The sequence below is a fragment of the Pseudomonas plecoglossicida NBRC 103162 = DSM 15088 genome (assembly GCF_000730665.1).
GTDB lineage: Bacteria > Pseudomonadota > Gammaproteobacteria > Pseudomonadales > Pseudomonadaceae > Aquipseudomonas > Aquipseudomonas plecoglossicida.
This window is the reverse complement of sequence record NZ_BBIV01000013.1, coordinates 19,297-33,535: the sequence shown is the minus strand read 5'-3', so window position 1 is coordinate 33,535 and position 14,239 is coordinate 19,297. Positions and strand designations below refer to the sequence as shown.

The 14,239-nt window shown below is 53.5% G+C and carries 16 protein-coding genes and 1 pseudogene; 5 read left to right on the top strand and 12 right to left on the bottom strand.

All coding sequences use genetic code 11. The features are described 5' to 3' along the window. Positions 1 to 59 precede the first annotated feature (59 nt). The 11 genes from PPL01S_RS09765 to PPL01S_RS09715 form a co-directional block, all read right to left on the bottom strand. The gene (locus PPL01S_RS09765; protein WP_028625657.1) at positions 60 to 2,069 is read right to left on the bottom strand and encodes a patatin-like phospholipase family protein; all 2,010 of its coding nucleotides are present in this window, start codon (positions 2,067 to 2,069) and stop codon (positions 60 to 62) included. A 113-nt stretch (positions 2,070 to 2,182) separates the two neighbouring features. Beyond that, positions 2,183 to 2,788: an HrpE/YscL family type III secretion apparatus protein gene (locus PPL01S_RS09760; protein WP_033743450.1), complete on the bottom strand. Its 606-nt coding sequence runs from the start codon at positions 2,786 to 2,788 to the stop codon at positions 2,183 to 2,185. Further along, positions 2,767 to 3,417, bottom strand: a complete 651-nt coding sequence (locus tag PPL01S_RS09755) for a SctK family type III secretion system sorting platform protein (protein WP_016394495.1) — start codon at positions 3,415 to 3,417, stop codon at positions 2,767 to 2,769. The genes PPL01S_RS09760 and PPL01S_RS09755 overlap by 22 nt, the downstream gene beginning before the upstream one ends. Continuing rightward, a complete protein-coding gene (gene sctJ, locus PPL01S_RS09750; protein ID WP_016394496.1) occupies positions 3,399 to 4,130 on the bottom strand; it encodes a type III secretion system inner membrane ring lipoprotein SctJ in 732 nt (243 codons plus the stop codon). Before sctJ ends, PPL01S_RS09755 begins: the two co-directional genes overlap by 19 nt. A gap of 3 nt (positions 4,131 to 4,133) precedes the next feature. Next, positions 4,134 to 4,427 carry a type III secretion system inner rod subunit SctI gene (sctI, locus tag PPL01S_RS09745; protein WP_162176855.1) on the bottom strand — a complete coding sequence of 98 codons (294 nt, stop codon included), beginning with the start codon at positions 4,425 to 4,427 and terminating at the stop codon, positions 4,134 to 4,136. A gap of 106 nt (positions 4,428 to 4,533) precedes the next feature. Beyond that, positions 4,534 to 4,881 carry a YscG family type III secretion protein gene (locus PPL01S_RS09740; protein ID WP_016394498.1) on the bottom strand — a complete coding sequence of 116 codons (348 nt, stop codon included), beginning with the start codon at positions 4,879 to 4,881 and terminating at the stop codon, positions 4,534 to 4,536. After that, the gene (sctF, locus tag PPL01S_RS25900) at positions 4,881 to 5,072 is read right to left on the bottom strand and encodes a type III secretion system needle filament subunit SctF (RefSeq protein WP_081663631.1); all 192 of its coding nucleotides are present in this window, start codon (positions 5,070 to 5,072) and stop codon (positions 4,881 to 4,883) included. The genes PPL01S_RS09740 and sctF overlap by 1 nt, the downstream gene beginning before the upstream one ends. Before the next feature lie 37 nt (positions 5,073 to 5,109). Continuing rightward, positions 5,110 to 5,307, bottom strand: a complete 198-nt coding sequence (locus PPL01S_RS25895) for an EscE/YscE/SsaE family type III secretion system needle protein co-chaperone (RefSeq protein ID WP_016394500.1) — start codon at positions 5,305 to 5,307, stop codon at positions 5,110 to 5,112. Next, on the bottom strand, positions 5,307 to 6,578 hold the full coding sequence (sctD, locus tag PPL01S_RS09725; RefSeq protein WP_016394501.1) for a type III secretion system inner membrane ring subunit SctD: 1,272 nt from the start codon (positions 6,576 to 6,578) through the stop codon (positions 5,307 to 5,309). The genes PPL01S_RS25895 and sctD overlap by 1 nt, the downstream gene beginning before the upstream one ends. Before the next feature lie 4 nt (positions 6,579 to 6,582). After that, complete coding sequence (sctC, locus tag PPL01S_RS09720; protein ID WP_081663634.1) at positions 6,583 to 8,316, bottom strand: type III secretion system outer membrane ring subunit SctC; 1,734 nt, start codon at positions 8,314 to 8,316, stop codon at positions 6,583 to 6,585. Between the two features lie 96 nt (positions 8,317 to 8,412). Then, entirely contained in the window at positions 8,413 to 9,228 is an 816-nt protein-coding gene (locus PPL01S_RS09715) for a helix-turn-helix domain-containing protein (RefSeq protein WP_016394503.1), read from the bottom strand. 517 nt (positions 9,229 to 9,745) lie between these two features. On the opposite strand from PPL01S_RS09715, the gene PPL01S_RS24600 reads away from it, so the two are divergent. Then, the gene (locus PPL01S_RS24600) at positions 9,746 to 9,985 is read left to right on the top strand and encodes a HupA family protein (protein WP_081663619.1); all 240 of its coding nucleotides are present in this window, start codon (positions 9,746 to 9,748) and stop codon (positions 9,983 to 9,985) included. A gap of 2 nt (positions 9,986 to 9,987) precedes the next feature. On the opposite strand, the pseudogene PPL01S_RS25625 reads toward PPL01S_RS24600, so the two are convergent. Continuing rightward, positions 9,988 to 10,137 (bottom strand): annotated as a pseudogene (locus PPL01S_RS25625) (IS5/IS1182 family transposase); the annotation flags it as partial. 140 nt (positions 10,138 to 10,277) lie between these two features. Between PPL01S_RS25625 and PPL01S_RS09710 the strand changes: the two are divergent. From PPL01S_RS09710 to PPL01S_RS24265, 4 genes are all read left to right on the top strand, one after another. Beyond that, a complete protein-coding gene (locus PPL01S_RS09710) occupies positions 10,278 to 11,690 on the top strand; it encodes a surface lipoprotein assembly modifier (RefSeq protein ID WP_033743461.1) in 1,413 nt (470 codons plus the stop codon). Between the two features lie 50 nt (positions 11,691 to 11,740). Continuing rightward, complete coding sequence (locus tag PPL01S_RS09705; RefSeq protein WP_144062891.1) at positions 11,741 to 12,649, top strand: HupA family protein; 909 nt, start codon at positions 11,741 to 11,743, stop codon at positions 12,647 to 12,649. 38 nt (positions 12,650 to 12,687) lie between these two features. Next, entirely contained in the window at positions 12,688 to 13,362 is a 675-nt protein-coding gene (locus PPL01S_RS09700; protein ID WP_016394506.1) for a HupA family protein, read from the top strand. 122 nt (positions 13,363 to 13,484) lie between these two features. Further along, positions 13,485 to 14,237, top strand: a complete 753-nt coding sequence (locus PPL01S_RS24265; protein ID WP_016394507.1) for a hypothetical protein — start codon at positions 13,485 to 13,487, stop codon at positions 14,235 to 14,237. The last annotated feature ends 2 nt before the right edge of the window (positions 14,238 to 14,239 follow it).

Sequence of the window (14,239 nt, the reverse complement as noted above, 5' to 3'; positions counted from 1 at the left end):
GCAAAAAATTCCACTCAACAATTCTTTGCGACAGTGCCTTGGCCAATCAGAAGAAACCACTAGGCATTTTTTGCAGCGGTACGCCAAGCCTTCGCCATTTCAACAGTGTGGGGTGTTTGTGCCGCGAACAAAATAGAGTGCCTTGACTGGTAATGCTCGATAATACTATCGAGCACGCGATCAATCTGCGCTCTGCTGTTGCAGTCAGTCAGGTCCGCCTTAGCGTTAGATAGCAGCTCGATATTACTATCGGTTTGACCGTATCGACACAGTGCCGGGTCGATGATTTCTCTTACGATATTTTCAGCGATCACTCTGGCGTCGCCCTGCTTTACCAGTTCGATCGCAGTGTTCAGCACTGAGCAGTCGATGGGTTGATCTCCTGCAAATGCCAGCAACCGCTGCAAGTCCGGGTTGTCTTTCTGAAGCAGTTGGGTTGCTAGCCAGGTTTGACGCACTGGTGTGGACGCCAAGCCATCAAGCCGGCCAAGGGCAGCCATGAGTTCAGGTGTTCTCTGCAGGTCACCGGCTGGTGTTTCAGCCACAGCGATGGCACCGACCAAAGCTTGCAGCTCTGTGCGGCACGCCAGGCGAAACTGAACAGCACCTTGTGCGGCGGTCATCCCCTGCTCCATGACCCCATCGAAAACTTCCTCGCCAATCGCCAGAAACGCTTCTTCCGCCGAAGAAAAATCGTGACAGGTAGTGCCACGACTCGCCAGATGCTTTTCAACGGCACTTGCCAACAGTGCTTGCAAACCCAGCTTTTCCTTATCCGACATAAAGAAATTCACGGTACCTGTCAGCATGCCCCTGAAGTCACCAAAATCGGTATTAAGAGGTACAGTGACAATTTGGTCCTTGAGCGGCTCCAGGCCTCTGGCCTGCGCCATTCCTTGAGCGGTACGGGGCGCACCGAGAAACCAGTCGGCCAGAGCCTGAAGTTTGCCAGGTCGACTGTCCTGCGGTGCAGTCTTGTTCGACTCGAACTTGAAGATCAATTTATCCGAATCGTGCAAGCCCGCGGGAGTGTTGGCGGGATCGAAAATCTCGGGTGCCGGCGTATTCAACATGACCCCGCCGTCCTGAAAATAAGTATGCTCACCATTTTCCTGGAAGGGGTGGCCTTGCTCATCGACCTGTGAGAAGACAACCGGGAATGAAGCTGAAATATGCGCCGCACGCGCGATACTCATATCAGGGGTAAGGCGGTCACTGAAAACAACCAACTGCGCGCGTCCCTCGAACATCGCAGTGCCCGTGATGTTCAGCTTTTTGATTTCCGGCACATGTCTATTCAGCAGCGCCACATCGCCGAAGGTAACCTCACCCCCACCCTCGAGCTTACTTTTAATTGCTGCGACTGTGGGATCTGCAAGCACCTCAGGGTGCTTCTCAAGCACCGCCAATGTAGACGCGCGACACTTGTTAACCAGCAAGGTTTCCAACGGAACGGCAGAAGACTGGATCCGCGGCAAAATATTCAGCAGTAACGCCAGGGTGCTCCATATCTTTTGCAGTGCGTCACCGACGACGGTAAACAAATGCTGAATGAAGCTAATCTTCTCATTTGGGTCATCCAGTAACCCAATCAGGTCAAGATTATTGGACAACTCGGTAAACGCATCGGCGGAGACGCCCGATGACACCAACGCCGCCGTTATCGCACCTACAGAGGATCCAGAGACCGTTTGAACCCCCCCAAGAATTCCCCGGTCTTCAAGGACCTGAAGCGCCCCTGGATAGGCAACCCCTTTCGCCCCTCCCCCGCTAAATACCAAATCCGAAATAGGAGCAGGATCGATTTCAAGCCTGACACGACCATCTTCCTTCTGGATCAGTTTGACTTTGCGCTGTGCCCCACCCTCCATTAATAGCTGGTCCCGCTCGGAAGCCAGCAATTGATGGTCCTCCTCTGATGACTTTATCGAAGGGTTATTAGAACTTTCAGATAGCGTGCCCGCGGGCAGAAAAGAGACGCTTATCCCGTCGCCGGGCATCAGTGGCCTTGCGTTCTGTCTTTCCTCTGGTTCTAAACCATTTTGTAGCGCGCCAGCTTCAATTCTCATACCCTCTCCAACATCACAATTAACTATTGCAATATTAGTCAGATCCGGGCTTGCTTCATCGTGATTTTCGTCGCGCTTTTTTATTACATTTACAACGTCAGACCCGCTCCGCCCTATTGCCTCAGGGCGGATTCAAGCGCGGAAAGCTGCGCCTCGATACTGGCATCCACAATGCCGACTTCGGTTTCCAGAATACACCCGCCCTCTTTCAAGCGAGGGTTTGCGACCACCTCGATGTGGTCAACTTCAGCACCATTGTGCTGTGCACTCAAGATCCGACGGCGTATGCTGTCCACCTGTTCTGGCAGGACATGGATGAGCACGTTTTCCTGCTTACCAACCAAGGCCAATGCCTCACGCGTTGCCTTGATCGTCAACTCGACAGCATCATAGTCATGCACTATTTTCCGCACCGCACTCAGCACAACTTCCCTCATTTGTTTTTCTACTGATCGGTAGTAACTTCGGCTTTGCAAAACCGTCTCGTGAATGAGCGCCGCCTGCTGCTCACGCGCTTCATCAATCCCTGCCTGATAGCCAAGCGTCCGCTGCTCTGCATAGGTATCCTCTGCGTTTTGCTCGACCGCCTCCAAACATGCTCGTGCACGCGCCAGCAGGTCGTTAGCTCGCACATACGCCAGATAGTCAGCACCTCGCAGGAGTACCGCATCCGGGGCTAACGTTAGCTGATCGGTTTTTATTTCAATAAATGCACGCATGCTGGGCTCACTTTTCGGGTAATTTTCAAGCAGAGCGCTCGGGCCAGCCCGGCATCCAACGGATTGAACGGCAACGGCTCCACGCATGAACGCTTGGGAATCCGCAATGCCAGGCGCCGCGAAAAGGCCTCATCCGCATCCCCCATGGCAAATAGCCAAAAAACCAAGCCGTAGTGGAGGAAGTACTCGGAGAGTTCATGTGTTGGCAAGCGCTGCTGCCACCCTGCAGGCCAAGGGCCGATAATGTAATCCAACTGTTCCAGGCAGAATCGGTGGCCAGCCTCACCAATCGCCGCATGCACCGGCTGCAGACTTTTACCATCCATCAGTTGACGAATCGCCCCTCCATGCAATATCGCCCCCACTAAAGTCATTATTCGCTCCAACTCGGGCCGTTCAAAAAAAGCTATCTTGGCCAACCCCTGAGGCATATCGTAATGCGTCGGCAATATCAATTCACCGAGCAACCAGGCATTAATGGGCGGTTGTTGCCGCCAGCCAGGCAATCGCTTCAGCCACCCCAGCAGCGGGCGCGGCACGTGGCTATCATGCATATAACTCGCAGGGCAAAAGCGAAGCTGATAATCGGTCAACGGCATATTTGTTGCCGTCATCTGCTGCGCCACCATATCAACTGCGCCAGATTGCTAAGTACAAGCAGAACCATCAGAAGGCCGAAGACCATCATCAATCGAGCGCGCGAGCTTTCCGCTACCTGGATTGAAAGAAACGTATCCAGGGCCGGCATCGCCGGTGCCTGCCGGACGTTGGCGGAAGGGATCAACACCACACTGATTCGCTCGTATTCGAGCCCCTCGAGACTGTTGCTCAGCAACTGCTTTATCTGCGGCACGTAGGCGTCGAACTGCATCCCAGCCACATACTTGATAAATACCGACGCCGAGGCCGGCGACGTTTTTTTTCCTAGCCCCTCCCTTTCTTCCGGCAATACCACATGAACGCGAGCTGTCAATACACCATCTATTTCTGAAAGCGTCTTCGACAGTTCTTGTGCTTTTGCGTAGTTCAGTCTCGCTCGCTCCTCCAGAGGCGATGAAATCAAACTGTCCTTGGGAAATACATCCTTTAGTGACGAATAGGCCTCACGTGGGAGACCTTCACGCTTCAATACCTCGATTGCCCTGGCAATCTTCGCGTCATCAACTATTACTTTGGTTTTCCCACTTTTGTCCGTTTCTTTAGAAGCTGAGATTCCTTCCGTAGCCAAGAGAGCGAGCATTTCGTTCGCTTCCTTCTGGCTCAGCCCTTGGTACAGTTCAACCCTGCAACCCACCAACAACAGCAACACAACGACCATGAGAACTTTGTTTAACCTTCGCATGGCCTACTGAATCTTCGTCAAGGTTTCTATGCTCTGCACCGCTTTGCCGGCGCCCTTGGCCACCAAATCCAGGGTATTGAACAGCTTCAGAAACTCCATTTGCACGCCAAGCAGTTTCATTGGATCGTCGGCTGCTGCCGCGATGGATTCTGAAATTTTCTTCTCCTGGAGCTCGAACCCAGCAACGCCTTCATTAAATCCGTTTACCAAGTCAACACCCAGACCATGATGCGTGTTCGAATCTTGCAGGGCCTCGAACTCTGCAACCGAGTCGGCATCCGCGATTTCTCGTTCCATGGATTGTTCTTGGGCTATAATAGCACGATCACTCACTTCCATTGGCATTTTCCACTTCCTCTCACGTTTACTTTTCATTTCCCCCGTGGCTTCTGCCCGCGGCGGTTTAAACTATCAGCACTTGCATCTGCTTCGCGAATGCTACTAGCTGCGGATCTTTACTCTTCAACAAACGCACAAGCCTTTCCTCCAATCTGGCGCGCAAGGCAAGCCGTAGCTCACACAATGCGAACCACGGTGAAAGCGACTCCATGTCTTGCTCGCGCTCCAATAACAGCGCTTCTTCACAACGCCCCTGCGCCACGTAGCTAAATACACGAATGGCCGTTGCTGCCTCGTATTTCCCCTCGACCAGCTCCAGCCACTCGGCAATCGTGAGGGCCTCTTGATGATGTCCGCGCTCGGCGCCTGCAAATCCCAATGCTGCGATAATTTCAGTGAGCGTGCTGTCCATTAAAACTTCTGCAACATGCTTTGAAAGAGATCCTTGTACAACTTTAGCATGGTTGAGCCAAGGGAAAAGTTGTGAGAATACTTATTCATCTCGTGCTGAAGTTGGGCAAGTAGAATTGGGTCATCAGGCGTCGCCTTTAGCGCGTCCATCGCGGCTTTCACCCGGTCTTGGGCCGCTTGATTAGATTCCATTGTCAATTGGTACGCCGCATCGAACATGGATGCCATATTAATCCCTCTCTCTATCGTCCAGAATATACAGCGCAGCGCTCAGCGCGTTTAGCGTATGTTGCCATTGCTGGTAAAGCTTGGGTTCTCCACCTTTCCTCAAGCGTTGTTGAGAGGCTTGCCTCTCGGCTTCGAGCCTGTCTCGCCAGACTTTTGTGTTGCCAATATCCAAGCTCCTATTATCTAGCGTACTTGCCATTAACCTCGCCCCCCTGCCACAGTATCAATCGTCAGCCGCTGTGTGCCCACACCAATACAGATCGTTTCCTTGGTAATCTCCAGCAACCGTCCAACCCCTGGAATCAGCGCCCCAACGGGGTATTTTTGGCTATTTTCCAGTACGATGTACGGTACAGCCCCGAGGGACACATAGCGAATTACCAGATTCGTTTTTTTCCCCCGTGCCGTGGCTGTTTTATTTATCAACCTTAGTTCTGGATTGTCACCAAATGCGACCTTGAACTCTCGATTCAACTCGACGAACCGGGCGTACTGATGCGCATCAAGCTCACCACTCAGTTCGATATGCGCACCCTCTTGCGAGTACGCCAACGCTGCCGCCAAGCTATGGTCGCGAAGCAGTTGCTCCAACTTCTCCCGCGGTGTCTGCCTTGCCGGCTCTGCAACCTCCACCCCTAAAAAACCCGGCAAATCCGCCTTCAACACATGCTCTACATGCTGCCGGTCTGCTTCGTCCAATGCACTGGCGCCTGAAATACGAAGCCACCCTGGGCGCTCGGCATTACTGCTGGTCCATCCCTCGAAGCCAAGTTTGTTCAAGATGAAGTCAGCATCTTGGCGGATGTCCTCCAGGCTGAACACCTCCCAATGGACCGCCAAACTGCTGTGCTCCAGATAATGCTGCAAAGTCAAACGCTCACGATTGTTTTCTACGTACCCACGGATGGGCACTTTCCCGTCCACGCCCGTATCGCCGACTTCCACATGAAGCAGATGCTGGCCCTTCAAAAAAGTGCGTAAGCTCGAGATTCGACTGTCGAGCGCTTGGCCTTTACTGGAGACGAACCACGACTCACTCAGCAGGCCAATGATTATCACCAGCACGAGCACGCTGCCCCCAGCCGTTAGCCACCCCGTCCACTTGAGCCCATGTCCTGCCAGGGGGACAGGACGTACCGGGCCAGTCAACTTCAACTGCTCATCAAATGCCTGACCTTCACCGCAGTAGGCCCACAACAAAGACCCGCAACGCTGGGCTGCCAAAGGTTGCAACGCCGCCGTTTCAGTCAGCGCCAACCCGGATTCCGTCGGCGAACACCCCTCATTCCACTCCAGCAGTCGAATACCCTGTGCGCTGACATCCAAGACCACATGGACAGCAGCGATACCGGGGTCGACCACCACAAGATCGGCCAACAGCGGGTCAGAACCGATGGCCACCCGCCCTTCAAAAAGCGGAACTTCTATGCCCTGACTGAGGCCGTTGTAAAAACGAATTTTCCAAGCCATTTCGTCACCCCATGGCGCAGCGCGCTAATGGCGCATTACAACCCTTCCCATGCCCGCCGCCCTCGGCCGCTAGCAAGCAGGCTCGATCCGCGAAGCCGCTGTCCGCGCCACTTCGCCCACGCTGCAGCGAACTTTTCGAGCCCACTGGCGGGCACTGAACGACTGGCTGCAGCACCTGCCCCGAGGAATATCCATGGGTCTGTTCAGTTGGCCAAGGTGCGGGGCTCGCGCCCGCCGCTGCTCCAGTGCCGAAGCTAGTCCCCGTATCGATCAACCGTGGCTCGATCAAGAACAAACGCACGGAACGGCGAGACATACCGGACTTGAAGCGGAATAGCGCCCCCAGGTAAGGAATATCGCCCAACCACGGAACCTTGCGCACATACTCGCTCTGTTCGTCCCGGTGAATTCCCCCAATCAACAGGCTCTGACCAAGGCCGACCCGCGCCACGGTGTCGATCACCGTGCGTGCGATGGTCGGCAGGCCATCCGGCCCGGAACTGTTGAGCTTCTGAGCGCCATCTTCGATATGCAAACTCAGGCTGATTTCCGGGCGCTCGCCCAACTGAGTCACACGCGGCGTCATCTTCAACATTGTTCCATAGGTAATGGCGCGCAATTCAGCAACCCGCTCCCCCGCGACCTTGACATAAAAGGTTTCGCTGTGATCGATCACCGCCAGGGTATTTTCTTGCGTCAGCAATGTTGGCCTCGAACCGATCTGCGCGCGCCCTTGGCTTTGCAACAAGGTCACCTTGGCCATCAGGCTGCTGCGCCCTTCATCATCTACCAGACTGCCGATCGCGCCTTTTTCCGCGCCTGCGCCCGTGGTGCGAATTTCAATTAGTTTGTTACCTCCGCCGCCAACAGCAACACGCCAATCCACACCAAGCTCAGATAGGTTTTCGGCATTGATATCGACAATTGACAACCCCACTTCAATACGCGCAGAAGGCCGGTCCAAGGCCATGATCAAACGCCGATACATAGGCATGCGCTCTTTGCTGTCCCGCACGATAATCGCATTCAACGAGGGGTCTGCTTGAACCACAGCACCAGCACCAAGACGCTGTATATTGTCTGCCCGTGCCTCTCCCTCCACTGACACGACATTGGCGTCACCTAAGACACGCGAGAGAATGGTCGCAACGCCAGGCGCGTCCACCGTATCGTCGCGATATTTTATTTGGCGGTCCTCTGCCACTGCGTATTTGAGGGGGAATATCTCGACGGACAACTCCCCGACGCCTTCAGTACGCAATACGTTCTGCTGCTCCAGCGCTTGTGCCACCTGATCGACAAGGTCCAGGTAGCGAGGTGGCCCCGAGACATAAACGATCTTTCCCTCCGCGCTTGGCCGCCAGCCAAAACGCGCTTCCCAGATACCCGCCTCTTCCAGTGCCTGGCGTAACGCCGGCGGGCCCACCTGCGTCAACCGAACCAGGCGGGACTGCATTTCGGTGGCTTTGAATACGTAAAGCACTGCCCCGTCGTAATACCAATTCAGCCCGTATAGCCCACTTAGCAGTGTCAAAAAGGACTGTGGGTTCTGCAAGTCGAAAGACGCATTCACTCGATCGCTGACTTTCTCGCTGACGATGAGTGAGCCGTTGTAATTCGCCGCAAAGTTGACCAGGACATCCCGCAGGGTCTCACCCCTGGCCTCATAACTGTAGGGGATCTGGGGCCAGTCCAGCTCGCGCGCGTGCGCGGCCGGCGACAGGGCTAAGGCAATCATCACGGCGCCAAGCAGATACGAAAGGCCACCCACCAACGCCCCGCTACCTTTCCATATACCTACCAAGACAAACTCCTCGCCACCTTGACATTTTTATCAGCCAGCGCCCATCTGCCGCGTACGAGAAGGCGTACAGCCGAAGCGCCGACGATAACTTTGAGAGAAATAGGACTGGCTGGAGAACCCACTTTCCATGGAAATGTCGACAATACTTTCTTTGCTATTGAGCAAGAGATGATGTGCATACAAAATGCGCTGCTCACCTATCCAAACCCTCGGTGGCACACCATAGACCGAATTGAACAGCTCCTTGAACACCGTCAGGCTAGTGCCGAATTGACGGGAAAACTCATCCAGCCGCCAGTCCTTCAAGTAGTTCCGTTCCATGAACAGCTGCAAACGCTCAACGTTGCGATTACTGTTTTTCCGGAAAATTGACATCAACGCTGGCCCCTGAGGGCTCAGCAACAGAAGCATCAGCAACTCCTCGACTCTGAATAGTTTCAGCAGCGGCGGGTGCTCAATGTCCATCAGCCGGCGGAAGTTCGCGATGCAGTCGGACAGCAACCGGGTTCGCGGAAAGGCAACCGCTGCGCCGCAATCGACGTCGCAACGTTTGATCTCGCTGAGCAATGCACCGTGCCGGCGTATGAAATCCTGCGTCTGCGCAGGCGTTATTGGGATCCACAACAGGTGGCTATCCCGAGTGTCACTGCCAATGATGTACGTGCCTCGCCGAACAAAGTAGAACTCCTCGGTGGACAGGATCAGATCTTCCTTTCGAGCCCGAACGATGGCCTCTCCCTCGACTACAGCGTAGAAACCATCCTCGCCAGTCGACAGGAAATCAGACGCCCGAATTTGTAAAGACTTTACTCCAATACAGCTAGAACTCCGCGACTCAGACGACATAGCAAGCCTCCTACAGCGTGTACGTATCACCACTATTTTACTGGCTCCCTGCTCCCAGCCCCTCGCAGAGCTCGCGCAGCTCAAAACACCTTTGAAGCGCGGAAAAAACCCGAGACTCTTGTCGAGTGCCGCGCACAAGCGCCAGGGCAGCCATAGGCAAAAGATAGTGTCAGAACGCCACAACTAGCGAAGGACAATTCTCCATCAACAACATGATTTTTCCTTCATTAATGAGCGAAATTTCCTACAGAAATCAATTAGAGCGAAATTTCCTACACGCAACCTCCGTTTATCTCTCGCCATTTGCCGCAGCAAGCCGGCGACAGCCAAGAAATCGCCTACACATTCGCAAGATTAGACCTTCCTGTGCCGACGGAGACCGTGAATAGAATAGCCAGCAGCAAGGGCTTCAACGTTGCAGGTGTCACTGAGAACTACTGCGCGCTAAATCCTCCCGCGCGCCTACCTCAAACATAGGCAGCTATCAGGAAGCACTCACCTAAGCGTAAAGGGGGCAATGAAAAATGACTCTCTGGCTTTGTACATTGATGGAACGGTTTTACGCCACCACAATTCCTTCATCGGCAGTGCAAATATGGTTGATTTAAAGCACGCACATGGAATCACAGAAGGTACGACCGAAGGGCGCTTTTTTGGAAACGAAGCTTCCGCTGTAGCCGGCATTGCTGTATTCAACAAACCGCAGTACGACACTTCCTTTGGTGGCGTGCAGGTCCCCTCGACCAAGCCAAAGTAAGACTAGGCTCTGCACGAAAAGAGATGTCGCAAACAGCGCATGGAACAAACCGGCGAGATCATTGCTGCATAGCGTTTCGCGAGTTTCAGCCAGCCTAACATGCGCTCAATGATGTTGCTTCGTCGCCACTTGGGTTTTCGCTTCATCGTCCGCTCGCCGCTCCTGCGAGAGCGGCGGGCCTCTGTTACTTTGAATAGAGCTTAAGAAATTCGGTATGCCCAGGCGTAATAGCACACATTTATTTCATCTATTGTTTACGTTCCCTCTCCTGGTAGGGATCAACACACTGCCATTGGCCAAAGCCGCCAATCAGGACACCGAACTGCGCCTTAACCAGGCCATCGAACAGCGTGCAGTCTCACAAGAGCGTGCACTGCTGGAAAGCAGCGTGCCAACCGGCCCGGATGCGCCGCTATTGGAGTTAGATGGCCAATACTATGGCATCGGCAATACCGTAGATGAACTCGGCGCAGCGGTTTACCTGTCCATCGAGCGCAAACAATGGCCTGCTGCTAGCGACTATCTGGCCCGTTACACCGCTCTACCTGAACATGACCCTATGCTCATTGCCTATGCGCATGGGGCGCTGGCCCGCACAAAAGGCAACCTCGAACTGGCAGAGTCTTACTACCGCGAACTGTTGACAATGCAGTCTGACTTTCTACCGGGCCAACTTGAATTAGCCCGTGTGCTGTTTGAGAGCCGCAAGGATCGCGAGTCCACTTCAGCCTTCCAACAGATTCGAGCAGAGCTCGATGCTTCGGATGCCCGGGCAATGGGCCTCGGCAGATCCGTCGACAGCTTCCTCGAAGTGCTGGATGAGCGCGAACGGTGGCATGGCTCGCTCGCGGTGGGCCCGATATGGGCCAGTAATCTGAACCAGTCTTCAGAAGGCGTCCATACGCTGTACTCATTTTTCGGCCCCTTGACTTACAAGCAGCCCAAAGCCGTATCTGCACAGGGCATTGACTATGAAGCCACGTTGAGCAAGCGTCTGCCCGTCAGCAACCACCATGGCATTTATCTTCGCTCGCTGCTGTACGGCCAGCACTACAAAAACACAAGCCTGTATAACGTGAGCACGCTGACCAACAACATCGGCTACAGCTACCACGGCCCCCGTGACCAATACGCATTCGGCCCTACATTCGAACTGAACACGCACGGCGATGAAACCTTGTACAAGGCCTGGGGGCTCCACGGCGAATGGCAGCGCGTACTGTCGAGCACGCGCATGTTCAAGCTAGAGGGCGATTACAAGAAAATTGCCTTCCAGCAAACCGTCCATGATTACCTGAACGGTAATATGAGCACACTCTTCGCCACACTTTGGCAAGCGCTACCTTACCAGTGGATGCTGTTCGGAGGCGGGGATCTTGCTGTCCGCAATACCCAGTATCGAACCAACGATTACTTCCAGAAGGGGCTGCGCCTCGGCGTCGCCAAAGAATTCGACATGGGCGTCAGCGCGGTGTTGTTCACGTCCTACCGGCAGCGCCAGTATGACGGCTACAACGCTTGGTTGGGGGACCGGCGCAATGAAGATGAGCAAAGCTATACGCTCTCGGTGCGCGCACCCCGCTTAGCAATATACGGTGCGGTGCCCAGCCTTACCGCGAAATATTACCAAAACAAAAGCAATATCGACTGGGCCTACTCTTACGACAACAACAGCGTCTCTCTGAAACTCGAAAAACAATTCTAGACGCTCAATTCACGTACAAATCAACCGAAAAGCGTACTATCAGGCCTTTTATGAAGCCCATCACCCTCAGTCTTTTGATTATTTCAAGCTTACTACTAATCATGAGCAAATCTGCCCATGCAGGCACACCTAATATGATTTACCTCACCTCTGACTCTGGTGCGCCATCGCTGTTGGAAAGAGCCCACTCCTACATAAAAGAACTATTCGGCCAACCGCCCATTGCAGGGCCTATCCGCTCAGGGCAAACACCTTCAGCCCATGTAAAGGTGGGTGCTGGAAAAGTAGACTGCCAGGACGAAGACACATTCAAACACCTGCTTCAACCCAGCACGATCTTTTCCTACGCGGGTAGCGACATACACATTCCATTTTCCTTCTTTCAGCATAGCAAGCCCAGCGACACCAACAACGTTCAACGCATTGAACAGAAGCTGCTGCGCCCAGTGGGCCACAATGTTGGAGTAAGCATTGCCGGCAATTTCATTCAGGTGCGTGATCAACCGCTGTACTTCGGCGAATGGTCGCTCACTGGCGAATTAGGGGAACAGTCCCATATGTTGTATTACAGCGGTGACCTCAGCACCTCGAGACTGCCAGAACACACCTTGACCTATAACACTCAAGGCCTCAACAACTATGATGGCGAGAATCTACTTTATGGTCACCTCATCGCATCGTTTGGCGCCGAACAGCCACAGCTATCTGGCTTGATCTACAACGAAGACACGATCATCAAACTCGATGCTTTCATTACCCCCGACGGAACGTTCAGCGGAGATGCGACCGCTTACTCAATTTCCAGCCAAACCCGTCGCAACGGAATCACCAAAGGTAATTTATTCGGAGTCGATAGCAACGCGGCAATAGCCGGCATCGCCACGTTTGCAGACAGCGACTATGACAGTGCATTCGGCGGCCCAGTTAGCCTGCCAGTCAACGCAACTTTCTCAAGATAAAAATCTTTATCACTCTACCACAATTGGAGCACCACCACATGACTGCATTACGTACCCCGCTGCTAGCCATTGCACTTTTCAACCTGGCGACGACTGCCATCGCCGCAGATATTCCCTTCCACAAATTGGCTGTTATTCACAACTTAGCCAACCGCGATTACAACGGCTTCGCATATGGCACCGTAGTTCACGACCAAAAAACCTCAAAATTTATCTTCAATACAGTGGGCGGTCAGAATGTATTCTTCGGAGAGTGGGCTGACACGAAAGCTACCGCCCCACAGAATGGTAAGGTATTTTACAATGGCCCAACAAATAATATTGAATTACCTACCAAGGATATCAGTTACACCGTCAATGGGGTCAACAACGGACAGCCTCTATCGGGCACGCTTGATTTTTCAGCCCAGCAGCAAACCCTCAAAGGCGACCTCATGAAAAAAAGTATTACCGACAAAAGTCTTACCTTTAAAATCGACACTCATATCGACCGAGTTTCGCGCACCTTCAAAGGCGAGGCGAGCGCATATGAAACTACACGCCGCGGCACAGGCACAGCGATCGCATATGAAACTGGTGCTCTCCTCGGCAAAGGCGAGGTTATCGGTCAGTTCTTCAATGGTTCGGAAGCTTCGCTAGCAGGGGTCGCCACCTTCGAAAATCCTAATTATGACATCGCATTCGGCGGCATTGACAAAATCGCAACTCAATGAATCCATTTATTAAAGTTCAATTTCAATAGCTATTCACGTTAATAGCATGACGACTGGGACAACCCCAATTGAATCCTTCTGCAATTGGGGTTTCCTTGCGTCATACCTTCAGTGAGATAAAAATGCGATTCACCCTCATGCGTTTATTGAGCACCTTGGTCTCATCACTAATCTCATTCAACGCCCTAGCCGATATCGCCTTAGCCATCCACGGGCCTGATAACATAGCGCTCATACCCGACAGAGGGGCCGACTCGAGCCTGCCTGCATTAGTCATTTCCCATGCAGGCCGCGAGCAGAAGGTACCGCTAACTCTACCCGCACAGAGTGCCAACCCAACCTTCAGGCAGATGACGGTAAAGCAACTGTCCAATCTTCCTGTCTATTTTGGTGCCCTCCAAACGCATGCCAATACCGTAGCAGTATTCCATTATTGCGATACTGATCAACGAGCACTCCCGACCGAGACCGTCACCTTGCCGGTTCAGGGGATCAATATCCAAGGGATGGGAAATCTACTATCAGGCTCCCTGACTGCGTCATACGACCAGGCGCAGCCGAGGCTGACCGGCCACCTGAGCAATGGCGAGTTGTCAGCAAGGTTCTCTTCTGTCATCAGAGCCGATGGGAGTTTTTACGGCACTGTGAAACTGCATGACCTGAATCGCAGCGGCGCACACTTGTGCACCGGCAGGATTCACGGACACTTAGGCTGGGCAGGCGAAACTTTTATTCTGGTTGGCCTTGCAACGTTCAAGCATAAAGCGAATGGCCTGTCTGGCGACTTCGCTTTCGGCGGGAGCCGCGGCATAGCCTTCATGGTGCAACCTCCAGCTTACCCCGCCAACGCCCCCTTTATTCCAACGCACTGGTAGTC

Coding starts and splice junctions, on each gene's coding strand:
- PPL01S_RS09755 (WP_016394495.1), bottom strand. CDS start 3,417: ATGGTGGCGCAGCAGATGACGGCAACAAATATGCCGTTGACCGATTAT.
- PPL01S_RS09760 (WP_033743450.1), bottom strand. CDS start 2,788: ATGCGTGCATTTATTGAAATAAAAACCGATCAGCTAACGTTAGCCCCG.
- PPL01S_RS09715 (WP_016394503.1), bottom strand. CDS start 9,228: ATGTCGTCTGAGTCGCGGAGTTCTAGCTGTATTGGAGTAAAGTCTTTA.
- sctJ (WP_016394496.1), bottom strand. CDS start 4,130: ATGCGAAGGTTAAACAAAGTTCTCATGGTCGTTGTGTTGCTGTTGTTG.
- PPL01S_RS09700 (WP_016394506.1), top strand. CDS start 12,688: ATGACTGCATTACGTACCCCGCTGCTAGCCATTGCACTTTTCAACCTG.
- sctC (WP_081663634.1), bottom strand. CDS start 8,316: ATGATTGCCTTAGCCCTGTCGCCGGCCGCGCACGCGCGCGAGCTGGAC.
- PPL01S_RS09765 (WP_028625657.1), bottom strand. CDS start 2,069: ATGAGAATTGAAGCTGGCGCGCTACAAAATGGTTTAGAACCAGAGGAA.
- PPL01S_RS24600 (WP_081663619.1), top strand. CDS start 9,746: ATGAAAAATGACTCTCTGGCTTTGTACATTGATGGAACGGTTTTACGC.
- PPL01S_RS25895 (WP_016394500.1), bottom strand. CDS start 5,307: ATGGCAAGTACGCTAGATAATAGGAGCTTGGATATTGGCAACACAAAA.
- sctI (WP_162176855.1), bottom strand. CDS start 4,427: ATGGAACGAGAAATCGCGGATGCCGACTCGGTTGCAGAGTTCGAGGCC.
- sctD (WP_016394501.1), bottom strand. CDS start 6,578: ATGGCTTGGAAAATTCGTTTTTACAACGGCCTCAGTCAGGGCATAGAA.
- PPL01S_RS09705 (WP_144062891.1), top strand. CDS start 11,741: ATGAAGCCCATCACCCTCAGTCTTTTGATTATTTCAAGCTTACTACTA.
- PPL01S_RS09740 (WP_016394498.1), bottom strand. CDS start 4,881: ATGGACAGCACGCTCACTGAAATTATCGCAGCATTGGGATTTGCAGGC.
- sctF (WP_081663631.1), bottom strand. CDS start 5,072: ATGGAATCTAATCAAGCGGCCCAAGACCGGGTGAAAGCCGCGATGGAC.
- PPL01S_RS24265 (WP_016394507.1), top strand. CDS start 13,485: ATGCGATTCACCCTCATGCGTTTATTGAGCACCTTGGTCTCATCACTA.